This window comes from Streptomyces sp. NPDC046335 (assembly GCF_055587985.1).
The window spans coordinates 15,915-30,374 of record NZ_JBVJFF010000020.1 but is presented as its reverse complement, the minus strand read 5'-3'; the positions used below and the strand labels follow the sequence as shown (position 1 = coordinate 30,374).

Annotated in this window: 19 protein-coding genes and 1 pseudogene; 19 read left to right on the top strand and 1 reads right to left on the bottom strand. The window is 70.6% G+C overall.

Features of this window, described 5'->3' with window-relative positions:
* Window positions 1–49 precede the first annotated feature (49 nt).
* The gene (locus ACZ6JY_RS36835; protein ID WP_469203289.1) at window positions 50–1,180 is read right to left on the bottom strand and encodes a C40 family peptidase; all 1,131 of its coding nucleotides are present in this window, start codon (window positions 1,178–1,180) and stop codon (window positions 50–52) included.
* 507 nt (window positions 1,181–1,687) lie between these two features.
* Here ACZ6JY_RS36835 and ACZ6JY_RS36830 point away from each other — a divergent pair.
* From ACZ6JY_RS36830 to ACZ6JY_RS36740, 19 genes and pseudogenes are all read left to right on the top strand, one after another.
* Window positions 1,688–2,443, top strand: coding sequence for a DNA-methyltransferase (locus ACZ6JY_RS36830; RefSeq protein WP_125515899.1), 756 nt, complete (start codon window positions 1,688–1,690; stop codon window positions 2,441–2,443).
* Window positions 2,444–2,647: 204 nt separating this feature from the next.
* Complete coding sequence (locus ACZ6JY_RS36825) at window positions 2,648–3,262, top strand: DUF4913 domain-containing protein (protein WP_469203440.1); 615 nt, start codon at window positions 2,648–2,650, stop codon at window positions 3,260–3,262.
* Entirely contained in the window at window positions 3,259–3,747 is a 489-nt protein-coding gene (locus ACZ6JY_RS36820; protein WP_469203287.1) for a hypothetical protein, read from the top strand. The genes ACZ6JY_RS36825 and ACZ6JY_RS36820 overlap by 4 nt, the downstream gene beginning before the upstream one ends.
* Complete coding sequence (locus ACZ6JY_RS36815) at window positions 3,744–4,400, top strand: DUF3631 domain-containing protein (protein WP_469203285.1); 657 nt, start codon at window positions 3,744–3,746, stop codon at window positions 4,398–4,400. Before ACZ6JY_RS36820 ends, ACZ6JY_RS36815 begins: the two co-directional genes overlap by 4 nt.
* Before the next feature lie 229 nt (window positions 4,401–4,629).
* Window positions 4,630–5,319 (top strand): hypothetical protein, encoded by a 690-nt coding sequence (locus ACZ6JY_RS36810; RefSeq protein WP_469203284.1) that lies wholly within the window; start codon window positions 4,630–4,632, stop codon window positions 5,317–5,319.
* 38 nt (window positions 5,320–5,357) lie between these two features.
* A complete protein-coding gene (locus tag ACZ6JY_RS36805) occupies window positions 5,358–6,080 on the top strand; it encodes a hypothetical protein (RefSeq protein ID WP_469203282.1) in 723 nt (240 codons plus the stop codon).
* Window positions 6,081–6,307: 227 nt separating this feature from the next.
* Window positions 6,308–6,760: a hypothetical protein gene (locus tag ACZ6JY_RS36800; RefSeq protein ID WP_469203280.1), complete on the top strand. Its 453-nt coding sequence runs from the start codon at window positions 6,308–6,310 to the stop codon at window positions 6,758–6,760.
* A complete protein-coding gene (locus ACZ6JY_RS36795; protein ID WP_469203278.1) occupies window positions 6,736–7,197 on the top strand; it encodes a hypothetical protein in 462 nt (153 codons plus the stop codon). The genes ACZ6JY_RS36800 and ACZ6JY_RS36795 overlap by 25 nt, the downstream gene beginning before the upstream one ends.
* Entirely contained in the window at window positions 7,194–7,637 is a 444-nt protein-coding gene (locus ACZ6JY_RS36790) for a hypothetical protein (RefSeq protein ID WP_469203276.1), read from the top strand. Before ACZ6JY_RS36795 ends, ACZ6JY_RS36790 begins: the two co-directional genes overlap by 4 nt.
* Before the next feature lie 10 nt (window positions 7,638–7,647).
* A complete protein-coding gene (locus ACZ6JY_RS36785) occupies window positions 7,648–8,067 on the top strand; it encodes a hypothetical protein (RefSeq protein WP_469203274.1) in 420 nt (139 codons plus the stop codon).
* A gap of 30 nt (window positions 8,068–8,097) precedes the next feature.
* Entirely contained in the window at window positions 8,098–9,000 is a 903-nt protein-coding gene (locus ACZ6JY_RS36780) for a winged helix-turn-helix transcriptional regulator (RefSeq protein WP_469203272.1), read from the top strand.
* Window positions 8,997–9,575: a hypothetical protein gene (locus tag ACZ6JY_RS36775; RefSeq protein WP_469203270.1), complete on the top strand. Its 579-nt coding sequence runs from the start codon at window positions 8,997–8,999 to the stop codon at window positions 9,573–9,575. The genes ACZ6JY_RS36780 and ACZ6JY_RS36775 overlap by 4 nt, the downstream gene beginning before the upstream one ends.
* Complete coding sequence (locus ACZ6JY_RS36770) at window positions 9,572–10,810, top strand: MFS transporter (RefSeq protein WP_469203268.1); 1,239 nt, start codon at window positions 9,572–9,574, stop codon at window positions 10,808–10,810. The genes ACZ6JY_RS36775 and ACZ6JY_RS36770 overlap by 4 nt, the downstream gene beginning before the upstream one ends.
* A gap of 40 nt (window positions 10,811–10,850) precedes the next feature.
* Window positions 10,851–11,186, top strand: a complete 336-nt coding sequence (locus ACZ6JY_RS36765; RefSeq protein WP_469203266.1) for a hypothetical protein — start codon at window positions 10,851–10,853, stop codon at window positions 11,184–11,186.
* A gap of 62 nt (window positions 11,187–11,248) precedes the next feature.
* Entirely contained in the window at window positions 11,249–12,484 is a 1,236-nt protein-coding gene (locus ACZ6JY_RS36760; protein WP_469203439.1) for an ATP-grasp domain-containing protein, read from the top strand.
* Window positions 12,485–12,775: 291 nt separating this feature from the next.
* Window positions 12,776–13,618 carry an SPDY domain-containing protein gene (locus ACZ6JY_RS36755; RefSeq protein WP_469203264.1) on the top strand — a complete coding sequence of 281 codons (843 nt, stop codon included), beginning with the start codon at window positions 12,776–12,778 and terminating at the stop codon, window positions 13,616–13,618.
* 10 nt (window positions 13,619–13,628) lie between these two features.
* Entirely contained in the window at window positions 13,629–14,057 is a 429-nt protein-coding gene (locus ACZ6JY_RS36750; protein ID WP_469203262.1) for an SPDY domain-containing protein, read from the top strand.
* A gap of 9 nt (window positions 14,058–14,066) precedes the next feature.
* A pseudogene (locus ACZ6JY_RS36745) lies at window positions 14,067–14,267 on the top strand (SPDY domain-containing protein); the annotation flags it as partial.
* A 9-nt stretch (window positions 14,268–14,276) separates the two neighbouring features.
* Window positions 14,277–14,417, top strand: coding sequence for a hypothetical protein (locus ACZ6JY_RS36740; protein ID WP_469203260.1), 141 nt, complete (start codon window positions 14,277–14,279; stop codon window positions 14,415–14,417).
* Window positions 14,418–14,460: the final 43 nt, after the last annotated feature.

The window sequence follows — 14,460 nt, the reverse complement described above, 5'->3', positions numbered from 1 at the left end:
GGGGGCCGGCCCGGCCAGCCAGGGGCGGGGCCTGGACGCAGGGGCGGCGTCAGAGGACGCGGCGGACGGCGAGAATCGCCCAGTCCTTCAGGGGAGTGATGCGTACCGGCTTGCCGGTCCTGGGGGCCTCGATGACGAGTCCTGCCCCCATGAACATGCCGACGTGTTCGGGGCGTTGGGCTGTGCCGCGGCTGAAGATCAGGTCGCCGGGCTGCAGCTTGCTGGGCGAGACGGCCTTGCCTTCGTTGACCTGGGTGTACGTGGTGCGGGTGAGCTTGATACCGGCCTTGGCGTACGCCTGCTGCATCAGGCTGCTGCAGTCGCAGCGGCCCATCGGGTCAGGGCCGTGCGCGGCGGTGCAGGACCCGCCCCACTGGTACATCGTGCCGAGCTGGTGCATCGCCCAGTCGATGGCTTTGCGGGCCTTGGGGTCGGCGTTCTTCGGGATCGTGTAGCCCTTGGGCACGCTGCCTTCGGGGATGCGTCCGTAGGAGGAGCCGTCCTCGGCCGGGCCGCAGCCGGCGGCCGGGTTGTCGCTGTCCTTGGAGTCACCGTCGGAGGGCTTGTCCGACCCAGTGCTGGGGAACGTGGCAGCGATGGCCTTCTGTAGGGCGGTGGCCAGCGGTTCCCACTGTGCGTACGCATCGGGCAGGCCCGACTTCTGCACGGCCTGGGCGGCTTGGGTGACGGTCATCTGCTGCCAGCCCTTGACCTTGAGCAGGGCTTTGTAGAACTTCTCGCTCGCGTATACGGGGTCGTGGATCTGCTGAGCGGTTCCCCAGCCCTGACTGGGGCGCTGCTGGAACAGTCCGAGGCTGTCGCGGTCTCCGTAGTTGAGGTTGCGCAGGCGTGATTCCTGCATGGCGGTGGCGAGCGCGACGATCTGGCCGCGTTTGGGCACGTCGAGCGAGATGCCGGTGGCCACGATGGTCTGGGCGTTGGGGACCTGCTTGGCGGGCATGGACAGGCCCTCGACCTTCACGTCTTTGCCGGACGCTCCGTTGAGGATCTTCGTCACCTGCTTGGTGACGGCGTCCGTGTCGACGTCGTGCAGGCATCCGCTGAACCCGCTGGTGGTTTCGGCGGCTTCGCTGGAGGCGGCGGCCATCATCATGGCCGTGCCCGCGAGCAGCAGGGGGGAGAGGAAGACGACGCCGACGCCGGCGGCTATCGCCTTCAATCCGGCGCGCCTCCCAGCGGCGGGGTTTCAGGCAGGGGTGGGTAGGGAGTTGGCACAAGGGCGTCCTTGAAGGTGGAGTCCTGGCCGCGCGGGGCGTATGGGCGGGGGGCCGCGGCAGCCGGTGGCGGGTGAATCGGGGCCCCGACGCACGCGGCGAATTGCACCTCGATGTGCGTGCGCCGGTCGGGTTCAGGTGGGTTCGGGCAAGGGGGTACCTCGGTGAGGGCAGGGGAGGGGGAGTTAGCCAACGGCGGTGTCCGCCGGGCAGCTCCAAAACAGTAAGCCCAGATCCCCGGTCCCCGAAATCAAACGTGACCAAGGCTTGATTGCGCGGACTTTGGCGGCGACACCGCTCCACCGGGGATCGTGCCCTACAGTTTTGGCTCCTCCCCCTCGCATCCCGCATAGCGGGCCGTGGCCATCGTCATGCCTGCAGCAATTCCGCCGGTTCTGTACGCGAGCCGGAGCGAAAACCCATCCTCACCCGAACCGAATTGTGGTATCCCTTTGCCTTTTTCCCTGCACCAGGGCGACGCGCTGAGCGTGCTTGCGACGCTGCCGGACGGCTGTGTCGACTCCGTCATCACCGACCCGCCGTACAACTCCGGCGGCCGGACAGCGAAGGAGCGCACCAGCCGCAGCGCGAAGCAGAAGTACACCTCCGCCGACGCCCAGCACCAGCTGCCGGACTTCACCGGCGAGAACATGGATCAGCGCAGCTACGGCTTCTGGCTCACCCAGATCATGACCGAGGCGCACCGGCTGACCAAGCCCGGCGGCACCGCGCTGTTGTTCACCGACTGGCGGCAGATGCCGACGACGACGGACGCGCTGCAGGCGGCCGGCTGGCTGTGGCGCGGCGTGCTGGCCTGGCACAAGCCCCAGGCCAGGCCCCAAAAGGGCCGCTTCACCCAGAACTGTGAGTTCATCATCTGGGGCTCGAAGGGCGCGATCGACGGCTCCCGGAACCCGGTCTATCTGCCCGGCCTCTACTCCGCCTCGCAGCCTTCGGGCAAGAACCGCCAGCACATCACGCAGAAGCCGGTGGAGGTGATGCGGGAGCTGGTCAAGATCTGCCCCGAGCAGGGCACCGTCTTGGACTTCACCGCCGGATCCGGGTCCACCGGGGTAGCGGCCCTGCTGGAAGGCCGTTCATTCATCGGGGTGGAGAAGACCCGCGAGTACGCCGAGGTGGCAGCCGACCGGCTGACCGAGACGGTGCAGCAGATCCTGTCCCAGGATGACTTCGTTCTGTCTGCCTAGGCGTCTACCCATGCCCGGCACGGAGCGATAGCGGGCTTCTGGTCCATCATTCACCGTGCCGGGTGATGCGTTATAGCACCGGATCCCCGGTTAGCGAAACCGGGGATTCTCTGGATCGTGGAGCCGTCATTCACGCCCACCGGCCGCGGCTTCAAGGAGACCTCTTTCGTGCCTGAATCCATAGACCTCCCCGACGGCGGGGAAATGGAACCTGTCCGGCTGCCGGACTCGAATCTGGAGAGCGTCGAGGCCAGCGTCCGCAAGCTCATGGAGCAGCAGGCCGAGCAGGCCCGGCAGCTCGACAGCCTTGCCGCACCTCCGGACCCCGCACCCTTCGCGGCTTTCGGCGTGCCCAGCCTTCCTGGGATGCCCGGAGCGCCGATCCAGGCGCCGCCCGAACCGCGCCCGCTCCTGGAACTGGAGGGCGAGGAATACGAGGACGAACTCGACGCACTGACGGACTGGGTCGACGGCTTCCTCATAGACACCTATGGCGCCGAGGTCACCACCGCGGCCCCGTGGTGCAGAAAGTGGCAGGAGCACGACGACGTCGTCGCCTGGCTCCACGCCCTGTGGATGGCCTACCAGCAGCACAAAGACCCCGAAGCCGGGCCGTCGGGGATGTTCGTGTGGCACCGCGACTTCCTCACCCACTGCCTGGCCCACGTGCGCGCCCCTGGCGGCCCGCTCTCGGCCTGCCAGACCGACCCCGACCGCGACGCGCACCGCCTGCTGCCCGGCCCGGCCTCCTCCATCCGCTCCGCACGCTCGGCCTCCGCAGACCAGCAGGAGCCCGGCGAGCCGGACCAGGCCGCATGAGCGGCTCCGAGCACCGGCCCGCCTTCGGCCTCTCCTTCGACCCGCGCGCCCTGACCGACCTCCTCCAGGCCCCCGGCGACATCCGCGACCTGGCCCTCGCCCAGCTCCAGGAAGTCGTCAACGCCAGGCAGTTCGGGCCCAGGCTGCTCGGCGAACTGGCCGACTACCGCAAGCTGTACGTCGATCACCGCAAAGCCTGGCGCGTCGTCTACGCCCAGCGCCCGGCCCCGCCGGGCTCGGCGCACCGCGCCGAGATTCACGTGGTGGCCGTGCGCCCGCGCGACCGCCACGAGGTGTACAACGTCGCCCGCAAACGCCTGGGCATCACCCGCAGCCCGGTGAACGCGCTCGCCCATGCCGCCCGCTCCCGCTCCCCGCAGCTGGAGGCGCGCCGCGAAGCCCCCAAGCCGGGCCCGCCGCCGTACGCCGTGCCCGGACTTCCCCGCCCCGCTCTGTCCCCGACCCCGAAGGACCGCACTCTTTGACGACCCACTTTCCCTCCGGCCTCGACGACCTCACGGCCTCCCTCGCCGGACTCGACATCCCGCAGGAGAACCCGCACCACCGGGCAATTCTGAAGGCTCACCGCCGAGTTCAGCATCTTGATGCGCATCTCCTCGCCATGGCCGGCGATAGGCCGACCGCCTGCTTCGCCGATGCCCATGAACAGATGGAGCAGCTCACCGACGTCCTCATCCTGCGCCTGCTGGCCGGCGCCGAGCTGACCCACCTGCTGAGCACCCCGTGCTGCTGCTCCCCAGCCTCCGACGAAGGCGAAGCGGACACCGCCGAGAACGAGGTGGACACCGCCGAGGGCGAGGTGGACACCGCCGAGGGCGAGGCGGACTGCCGCTCCTGCCCGGTCGCCGAGCACACGATCGTTCACGCGTGTCTCGACGCCTTCGCGGCCGACGGCGATCCGGCTGCCATGTCCTCGGCCGCTCTCACCGACCGCCTCCGCCAGCTGCCCGGCATGGCGGAAGACCGCTGGTCGTACGCCGAACTCACCCCACACCGGCTGGGCCGTCTGTTGGCCCCCTACGGCGCACGGCCTCGCAACGTCCGCTTCGGCACCTACCAGCTCAAGGGGTACCTGCGCAGCTCCCTGCAGGCGGCGCTGCCCGTCTGCTCCTGCTGAGGCGCGGCATCGGCACCGCGCTGGCCCGACACACAGCCCAGTAGGCACAGGATCGGGGCGCTCATACCCCGAGCATCTACACCGAGGTGTCGAACCAGCTGCTCCGCCCCCTTCGCCGCCTCGGCCCCGTCCGCGAGGTGCGGCACGGAGCGCACCTCGACGTGCGCCTGCCCCTCGGCGTGAGCGGCCTCGTACACCGGCCCTCATGACACCCCAAGGAATCCTCCCCATGCCCCCCAACGCGCCGGTGAAGAAGGCTCTGACCCAGCTGGATCATCGCATCGAAGCGGCCGTGGGCCACAGCATCGACCGACTGTGGCAGTACCGCGACCGCGACCTGCTCGACGAACGGCACGCGCAGCTGGTCGACGCCCACCGGGCCCTCGTCCAGGCCGAGACCACCGTGACCTTCTACCGGTCCCAGCTCAACAGCCTCTCCTCCGGCCAATACCCCGTCGACGATGCTCTGTTCGAGCGCATCGCCCGGACTGTCGACCTGCTGGAGGAAGCGGCCCGCACCCGCGACGAGCGGCAGGCGCAGACCGTGGCCGCGCTCGAGCCCGTCGAGGCCGCCGCCCGCGACAGCGCTCCGCGCGACGTGCCGAACCTCCCGGCGCCCGACATCGCGGCGCTGCTCGCCATCACCCAGGGCGCCAAGCTCCGCCAGAACCTGCTGACGCAGCAGCTGTACGTCGTCACCGCCTCCGGCACCCGCATCCCCTACAGCCAGCTGCAACGCCTCGAAGAGGATCGCTTGGTGGTGCGCGACACCTCCCGTCCGGTCACGGCAGGCCAGCCCGTCACGCTGACCGACACCGGCCGTGCGGCCGTGACCACCCCACGCTTGCCCAAGGTGCCCGGCGCCGTTCCCGCGCCCAGGCCCGGTACCTGGCCCGCGGCCACTCCCGCCCGCCGCTGAACCCTGCCTCCCGTGTTCGCCTTGCTCCGAAAGCCCTTATGCCCTCATCCCCGGACTTCCGCCTCGACGGCTACGACGCCGTCAACGATCGTGTCGCCGAGCAGTTCTGGCAGCACATCGAAATCGAATCCACTGAACTCGCCGTGCTCGCCGAGCACCACACCGACGATCAGCGGCACAGCTACTACGTCATGCACAACGGCGCGGTGACCTGGGGTATCCCCGGCGAGCCGCAGCTGGTGGCCCTCCACCTGCAGCGGGACGTGGAGGCCCGAACCTTCCGGTTCCAGCACGAGAGGCTGGCCCTGGTGCCTATGGCGCAGAGCTGGCTGATCGCCCGCGGCTGCCCCAAGGAGGCCATCGGTCTTCCTCCCGGCATCGGAACCGATGCCGCCGACGAGGCCACCAAGGCGCTGGAGGACCGCCTCACTGCCGACGGCGACCACTTCGCCCTCGTCACCAGCTACACCGACGACGATCCGGCCCGCATGCAGATCACGGTGCTCCTGGCCGCCATCGACGAGAAGGCACCGCTGCGCTTCCGGGTACTGCTGCACGAGGTCGACACCGAGCACTGGACGCACACCCTGCGCGAAGGCGGCTTCTCGACCTACGAGCAGGCCACCGCCTGGTGGCACGCCCACTGGTCGGGCGAGGACGTTCCCCTGCCGACCGCCGCGCCGGCGACCCGGTACACCGCCGCGTCCGCAGGGCCCGCTATGCCCGCCGCCCCAGCGCCGCGAACGGGCCCAACTCGCTAAGCGCAGCAGCCGTTTTGCCCTGTCGCAGGATCTCTTTCGACATGGATCCTTGAGGGCCGGGTGCCCGTAGAAGCGCGAAACATAGCAGCACATCCCCGGTTAGCGAAACCGGGGATTCTCCGGACTCTTGAACCACCCGCCCGGTCAGTCCGGGTGTGGTCCCGCTTTCCCTTCTTTCTCCTCTGGAGGTCAATCTTTCATGCGCTCACCCCGCATAGCCGTCGCTGTTGCCGTTCTCGGCTCGCTCGCTCTCCCGCTCGTCGCCGGCACGTCCGCGAGCGCCGCGGGTTCCCGCCACTGCGCTGGTCAGCGGCCAGTGTGACCTGCTCGGCCCGTGGAAGGTCGACACGAAGGCCGTGACGATCCGCTCCAAGGCATCGGCCAAGATCACCGCCACCGGCATGCTCTATGCCAGCCACGAGTTCACGGCCCGCAAGAGCAGCGCCAATTGGCACTACATCACCGACAAGAACACGGGTGTAAAGGGCTGGGTCTGCGGCTCACAGGCCAATCACGAGGTTCGCACATGCCTGCAATCGGTTCTGCACTCATGCGAGTTCGCCGGAGGCTGGCACTTTCTCGCAGTCTTCGCCTCTGACCAGCGCGGCACGCGTTCTTGTCTCGCCCACGCATTTCCAAGGAAAGGAGCCGTGTCGTGTCCGACGACGCCGACGACGTGATGGGCGTCATCACCCAGCAGATCGAGGCCTGCTTCCAGATGCCGCTGGCCGACTTGCGCCGGGCGGTGGCCGTGGCCCCGCACGCATCCAACGACGCCACCGTCGTCGTGAAGTGGTACGGCTTGCTCGCCGAGGCCCAGGAGGTACTGGAGAAGGCCGAAGACGCCCTCGTCGCGGCCCTCGACCGCGCTCCCGTTGACGTGCTGGATGACCCGGTCATGGAATTGGCCCACCAAGTCAACGCCGCCGTGACGGTCCGTGACGGACGGGCGATGGTCGTACGTCACTACACCGACCCGAACTCCCTGGGACGCAGGGGTCCGGGAGCCTGGCGCGGTGCCGACGCAGCCCCCCGCCGCAGCCCGGCCCTTCAGACCACACCGATACCGAGCGGCGCGCCCACGCCATCCGTGCCGGTGCGAGGAGCGACGCGGTGAGTGTCGCACTCAAGCCGACCGGCCAGGACGAGGCCCTGACTCAAGCCTTCGGTGCCTCGCTGAGCGAGCTGTACGCGCAGGCCGCGGGCCCCGAGGCGTCCGCCGCCCTGCTGCGCGCCCTGGAGCTGCGCTCCTGGCTGGCGGTGGCCGAGGAGCAGGTCGCCCGGGTCCGCGACTGCATCCACGACGCCACCGCCGCCAACCACGACCTGGGTGAACTGCCTCCCGATGACGTGCGGTTCGACGCGCAGTGGATGGAGGCGGCCCTGTCCGCCCGCGACGGATACGCCACGGCGCTCGGCGAGCTGCTGCGCAGCATGCCGCCGCCCGGAGCCTGCCCGGAGCGGCCGGCGCAGCTCACCGGGCCCAAGCTCTCCACCACGTTCCCGTCCGCCCCGGCACCTGCCCGTGCCGGGGCGGAGCGGGGGCGCCGACCGTGAAAGCCCCCGATTGCCCCACACCACGTCCGAGACCATCGCCGAACGCATCGAGAACCTGTACGGCCAGCCGATGGCCGCCCTCGAAGCCCACGCCGAGACGAACCCGACCGGCACCATGCTCGCTGCCCTGACGAGCAGCCACAGTGATCTGCAGCTCGCCGAGCGCAACATCTCCTTCCAGCTCCAGCGGCTGCGTGAACTTGCCTCCCCGGAACGGGAGATCGGCAAGTTCGAAGCTGGCCACCTGCTCGACTGCGCCCGCCGGATCGCCGAATCCGTCGCCACCCGGGACGCGTACGCCAAGACCGTCAGCGCCGTCCTCGCCAGCCTGCACCGCACCCCCGCGCCGCCCACGCCTTCGACGGCAGTGGATCTCACCACCTCCGTGCCGCCGATGCGCATGGAGCCCGCCGCCACCCACACCCGCTGATTCGCCCGCCCCGCCCTAGGAGTTACCCCCTTGGCCACCACCGGTCTGCCCCGCTCCACCCAGGTCGACGTGGAACGCGTCACCGAGTCGCTGGAGATGATCACCCCGCTGTGGAGCGTGTGGATCCTGATGACGCTGTCCGTGCAGCCCCTGCGCTACGCAGAGATCAAGCCGCGCCTGCCCTGGCTCAACGACGGCACGCTCCACCCCAAGCTGCGCAAGCTCACCGACGCCGGACTGGTCGAGCGCACCGAGGTCGCCCAGGGCCATGTGACCTACGGCCTGACCGGCCGCGGCGCCGACCTCATGCCCGTCCTGACCGTGATCACCGCCTGGGGCGAGGCGCACCTGGAAAAGCCCCTGGTGAAGAACAAGGACACCGGCCAGCTGGAACCGCTCACCCAGGTCGCGCCCGCGCAGAACATCGAAGACACCCTCGCACTGATCGGCCCCCGTCACGCCACCTCGATCCTGTGGGTGCTCAAGGCCCGCGGCGCCACCAGCGCCAAGGCACTGTCCGCGGCGGCGATGCCCGGCTACCGGCTCAGCAACATCTACCCCCAGGTGGACCGGCTGGTCGAGGACGGCCTGGTCCGCAAGGACGGCCGCGCCTACGAACTGACCTCCAACGGGCATGCGCTCGCCCCCGTCTACCGAGCCCTCGCTTCCTGGGCCGCCGGACGCCCGCTCGCCGACACCCACCCCGTGTGGGGCCAGGCCCCGGCTGCGGCGCAGACCCAGTCCGGGCCGTGGCTGACCACCCAACCCCGCGTACCGGCACCCGCCACGACCACGCCGGCCCTGACCACCCAGCCGCCGTCCACCCCGGCTCCGGCCACGGCGCACACGGCCTGGAAGCCCGGCGACCTCTTCTCGCACCAGATACCGGTGCGAGCCCTCGCCCTTCCCCAGGCAGGGGGCCAGCGCCGATGACCAGACACTCCATCGACGGCCTCGACCAGCGCCAGGCCATCCGCGCGCTGGCCCTGCCGGCCCTGATCCGCCTCGTCAGCGAAATCGCCGACAACGGCCCCATCAACCGCCGCCGCGGCAGCCTGCAGGCCGCCTTCGGCAACCTGACCGCCAACCAACTCGGCCACGCCATCGACCGGGCCCGCGACTTCGGCCTCGTGTACGGCGACGAGGACGAACGAGTCCGCTACCGGCTCACCGACAGCGGCGAGGACCTCGCCGACGTCTACGACACCGCCGCACGATGGGCCCGCACCCACCAGTTCCCCACCGCCACCAGCGACTTCGTCACCCGAGTCCAGCACACCCTCACCCTGCTCGGCCAGGATCCGGCCCTGGCCCGCGGTGTCGCCCGGCTCGCCACCTCAGGCGGACTGCTCCTCCCCGGGGGAGCACTCCTCAGCCCGCAGGCCATCTCGGCTCTCGACGGCCCGCAGGCCGCCCTGACCGCCTGGCTCCAGGCCAGCGTGAGCCTCCAGCACGACAGGGCCCTCCACCCCGCCCGCACGGCGGACGAGATGGAGACCGCTGCGTGAGATCCAGTGTCGGACCCCGGCATGCCCGCCGACCGGTCCCCACCCTGCTGCGCGGCATCTACCTGCCCCGCAGCATGGACGCCGGCGCCTTCGCGATGACGACGTACGGCATCCCGCTGCTGGTGCTCGCCACCACCCACTCCGCGGCCCTGACCGGCGTGGCGTTCGCGCTGGAGTGGGTGCCGCGCCTGGGCGCGTTCGCCGTCGCCGGAGCGATGGTCGACCGCCACGGCACCACCCGCGTGCTGCGACTGGCCTCGGCGCTGCGAGCCATCGTGGTCCTGGCCGCCGCCCTCGCCCTGCCACAGCTGGAGGCCGGACCGGCCACCACGGTCACGGTCATGGTGCTCGCCGCCTCGACCGGCGTGCTCACGGAGTTCTCCTACATCGCCGCGGAGACGGCGGGCGGCATTGCCAGCCGCGAGGCAGGCGGGCGTGCCCACCGCGTGCAGTCGGTGCTGCTGGGCATCGACCAGGTCGGCACCCTGGCCGGACCCGCCCTCGCCGGCCTCCTGCTGGAGTGCACCGGGGCGGCCGGGATGCTGGCCACGATCGCCGCCTTCTCGCTCCTGGCGTGCGCGCTCGCCCCCCGGCAGCACGCCATCAAGACCGAGCTGCCACAGCCCCTCCTTGCGGGGCTGCGCACTGGATGGACGACCTTGCGCTCGCTGCCCGCGCTCGGCTGGCTGGTCTGCGGACTGACCCTGTCCAACCTCGCCATCGGCCTGCTCCAGGCCGCGGCACCCGTGATTGTGGTCCAGCAGTTCGGACACTCCAGCGCGGACGTGGGCCTGATCTGGTCGGTGGCCGCCGTCGCCTCCCTGATCACCGTCGCGGTGTGCCGCCGTACGATCGACCGCTTCGGCCTGTGGCCCGTCGGCGCGCTCTCCGCCACCGTCGCGGCTGGCGCGTGCCTGGCCGTCTCCCTCACCCACACCTACACCGCGTACCTCGTGCTGATCGCGGTGCTCATGGCCGGAGAGGGCGGCATGACGGTGGTCCTGCGCACCCTGCGCTCCCACCTCATCCCGCAGCAGGTGTTCGGCGCCACCCTCTCGCTGACGATCCTGCTGCTCCTGCTGCCCTTCCCGCTGGCGGGCGTCCTGGTCGCCACGGTGCCGCCCGCCCTGCTCGGCCACGCAATCACCATCTGCGCCGCCGTGCAGGCCCTCGGCCTGTGCCTGGCCTTCCTGCGCCTGCGCACTCTCCCGGCACTTCACGCCCGTCTCGCCTGACCCCTGCCCTGCCGCCCTTCGCGTCCTGGAGATCTACCCGATGCCCGTGCCCGCTGCCGCCGCCCAGGCCGACATACCGCTCACCCGGCCCTCCTCCCGCGCGGGATCGCGGCCCACCATCACCGACCAGTTCCTCGCCTTCGACGCAGCCCACCCCTACATCTACCGAGCCCTGGAGAAGCTGACGGACGAACGGCTCGCCGCCGGGGCCACCCGCATCGGACTCAAGGACCTGTTCGAGGACCTGCGCTGGCGACTCCCGCAGGGGCTGCGCGGGATCAACAACAACTACAGCGCGCTGTATGCGCGGAAGTTGATCGCGGACCACCCCGAGTGGGCCTCCATCTTTGAACTGCGTCGCCGACGTGCCGCCTGAACCTTCACCGCCGCGCCTGAACCGCCCCCCGTTTGCTTGCCTTTGGAGAGTCTTTGCCCGCCATCCTTGTCATATCGACCGCCGATTCGCAGGCCGAGGCGTACCGCGGCTACTGCCTCGAAGCCGTCGCCGCCCGGTACGACGTCGTCCTGATCACCCCCGCCGCCCCCACCTGGGAGCGGGAGTTCATCACCGACTTCGAGATCGCCGATCCCGACGACGCCCAGGCGCTGGCCGCCGCCGGCCAGGCCCTGGCCGAGCGGCACGAGCTGACCGGCGTGGCAACGTGGACCGAGTGGTATCTCATTCAGGCCGCCCGCCTGGCGCGGCGCCTGGGCCTGCCGACGAACAGCCCGGAGGTCATGGAAGCCGCCCGAAACAAGGCGACTGCCCGCATTCTGTACGCCCGCCACGGCGTGCCCTCGGCCGCGTCAATGACCGCCCGCTCCCTGCTGGAGGCGGCGCTCGCCGCCGAGACGATCGGCTACCCCATCGTGCTCAAGCCGACTGCCCGCGCGGGCAGCATCGGCGTCATCCGCGTCGACCGCGCCGAAGAACTGCCCGGCGGCTTCGAGTTCGCCGCTGCCGGGGCCCGCGACGGTATCGCGAGCACCAAGGTGCTGGTGGAGGAGTACCTCGACGGCCCCGAGATCTCCGTCGAGTGCGTCACCCACCGCGGTCACACCACCGCCATAGCCGTCACCCGCAAGACCCTCGGCGCCCCGCCGTTCTTCGAGGAGATCGCCCACAGCGTCGATGCCGCCGACCCGCTGCTCGACCAGGTCGCGCCCGTCGCCGCCGCGGCCATCAAGGCGCTCGGCATCACTGATGGCGTGAGCCACGTCGAGATGCGCCTCGTCGACGGCCGCCCCCGCCTGATCGAGGTCAACGCCCGTATCGGCGGCGACATGATCGGCCATCTCGTCCAGCTCGCCACCGGCGTGGACCTGGCCCGCGCCGCCGCCGACACCGCCTGCGGCCAGGCCCCCGACCTCACCCGCACCCGCCACAGCGCCGCCGCGATCCGGCTGCTGTACCCGAACGCCTCCGGCACCCTGACCCACTGCCACTTCGACGCCGGCTTTGCCGCCAGCGCACCGTGGCTGGAGCAGGTCACCTTCCAACGCGCGGTCGGCGACACGGTCACCCTGCCACCCGCCGGCGACATGTTCAGCGCCCGCGCCGGATTCCTGATCACCACCGGGCCCACGGCCGAAGCCGCACAGGCCCGCGGCGAAGAGGCCCTTCGCCACCTGACCCTCACCGTCGAACCCCAGCCCTCCGCGTCCACGGCGTAACCCGCGCACCCCCGAGCCCGGCCCCGAACCCACTGAGGAGAGGACCTACTGGGCTCCCGACCCGATCCCGGCCTCGGGTGGCCGTCGCTGGGGGCCCGGGGCCGAGGCGGTGAGCCGGACGCGAAACCCGACGGCAGCCGGGCAGCCAGCCCCAGTTCCGGCCACCCGCCTGCGGCTTCCCGAGTGCCCGCTGGATCGGCGCCTGGCCAAGGACGCCGCCCCGTCCGACCGCGCCCGCCCTGTGCCCGGCGGCCGCCCGCTGCCTTCCCTCCGACCCCGACGGATACGCCTATGACCGACCCCACGCCGATCGAGGGAGATGTCTACGTCTCCCCGCGCTACCTCGCCGGCCTGCCCGGCCACGCCGATCCGAGCTTCGAGCCCGTCAAGCACTGGCCACACCACCACCTCGACGAGGGCCCCTTCCAGACGGTCGTCACCTCACCCGACCACCGCATCAAGATCGGCTGGGCGGGCGACGACTACGACGTGTGGCAGATCAGCGCAGCCCAGGACGCCGTCTCCCGTGCCACCTGGACGGCCACCTTCAACCAGAACACGCCGCCCGAGATCGTCCACGGCCTCACCAGCGCCCTCGCCCGCGAGTGGAGCACGGACACCGACAGCTTCCTGGCCGATCCCTCGCACCGCTGGACCGACGCGATACAACCTCTGCTCGACGCCGGATGGCAACGCCGCCCGCTGACCCGCGGCACGGTAGAGGTCATCGCCCCCGACGGGCTGGCCGGAGCAAGCATCGACGTCGTCGGTACCAATCCTGACCGCGAAACCGTGGAGCTGTGGGCCGGACCTGAAGGCTGGGGGACCCGCGCCGAGGCGATCTTCACCGCGCGCACCCCCAAGCACCTCATCGCCGCCACCGCCACCGCCTTCATCGACCCCGCCCCCGTCGCCCGCTACAAGAACAACCTCCACCCCCGGCTCGCCCAACTCGCCCAGCTCACCCCCATCGAGCCACCGAAGCCTCCTGCACCGACCCCGCTCGACGTCCAGCAGACCGCCGCCGCCCGCCGTCGCCCGCCCGCGCTCGGCACACGCAGCGTTCCCCGCTGGAGCACCACCACGCTCCCACCGCTCGCGCCCGGTGCCGCGCTGCCCGCCCGCCGCCGCTGAGGACCCGCCCATGTCGACCGACCCCTTCGCCAACCTCAACCCGGCCCAGTCCGTAAAGGTCCTGCCCCGCCACCTGGCCGGCCCCGGACCCATGGACCTCCATGCGATCTGGCCCTTCCCCGAGGACTGGACCGTGCACCAGTCCGAGGACGGCGCGGCCCTCGCCACCAGCCCGTGTCTGCGACTGTTCACCACCCTGGTCCCTGACACCGACAGTCCACACAAGGGGAAGTGGACGATCACCGCCAACCGAGCGCCGTTCGGCCCCCCGGCCTGGCACATCAGCTTCGACGCCACCACCCCCGCCGAGCTGCTGCACGACTTCCACACCGAACTCCTCGACCTCTACCTCGAAGACCGCCACAGTGACCACGACCGGCTGTTCGAGGACGACACCCCGCCGCAGGAGGCGTACACGCTGCTCCTCGCCCGCGGCTGAAAACACCAGATCAAGACCGACGGCGCCCAGTTCTTCCGCGATCCCGAGTCCCTCGGTGTCGTACAGCACCGCTACGCCACCACCATCCACCCCGACTCGCCCACCTGGTCGGCCTGGGGCGGTTACCCGAGCGAGCCCTACTGGCGCGCACGGTTCTCCCAGGGCAGCCCAACCACACTGGTCGCCGCCTTCACCGCCTCGCTGGTCTCTACAGAGCCAGTGACTCGCACGGTGAAGGACATCCCCTTCCACACCCGCCGCCACATATACGTCGCGGCGACGGCCCCGGCGCATCAGGTGCCCGTCTCCGCGCCGGTCGCCTCACCTGCGGCGCTCCCCGGCACGAGCCGCACCCGCTAACCGCCCCCGCGGCCTTGCCCATGTCATCCCCCTTCCTGGAGAG

Coding starts and splice junctions, on each gene's coding strand:
- ACZ6JY_RS36825 (WP_469203440.1), top strand. CDS start 2,648: ATGGAACCTGTCCGGCTGCCGGACTCGAATCTGGAGAGCGTCGAGGCC.
- ACZ6JY_RS36820 (WP_469203287.1), top strand. CDS start 3,259: ATGAGCGGCTCCGAGCACCGGCCCGCCTTCGGCCTCTCCTTCGACCCG.
- ACZ6JY_RS36810 (WP_469203284.1), top strand. CDS start 4,630: ATGCCCCCCAACGCGCCGGTGAAGAAGGCTCTGACCCAGCTGGATCAT.
- ACZ6JY_RS36805 (WP_469203282.1), top strand. CDS start 5,358: ATGCCCTCATCCCCGGACTTCCGCCTCGACGGCTACGACGCCGTCAAC.
- ACZ6JY_RS36775 (WP_469203270.1), top strand. CDS start 8,997: ATGACCAGACACTCCATCGACGGCCTCGACCAGCGCCAGGCCATCCGC.
- ACZ6JY_RS36765 (WP_469203266.1), top strand. CDS start 10,851: ATGCCCGTGCCCGCTGCCGCCGCCCAGGCCGACATACCGCTCACCCGG.
- ACZ6JY_RS36755 (WP_469203264.1), top strand. CDS start 12,776: ATGACCGACCCCACGCCGATCGAGGGAGATGTCTACGTCTCCCCGCGC.
- ACZ6JY_RS36750 (WP_469203262.1), top strand. CDS start 13,629: ATGTCGACCGACCCCTTCGCCAACCTCAACCCGGCCCAGTCCGTAAAG.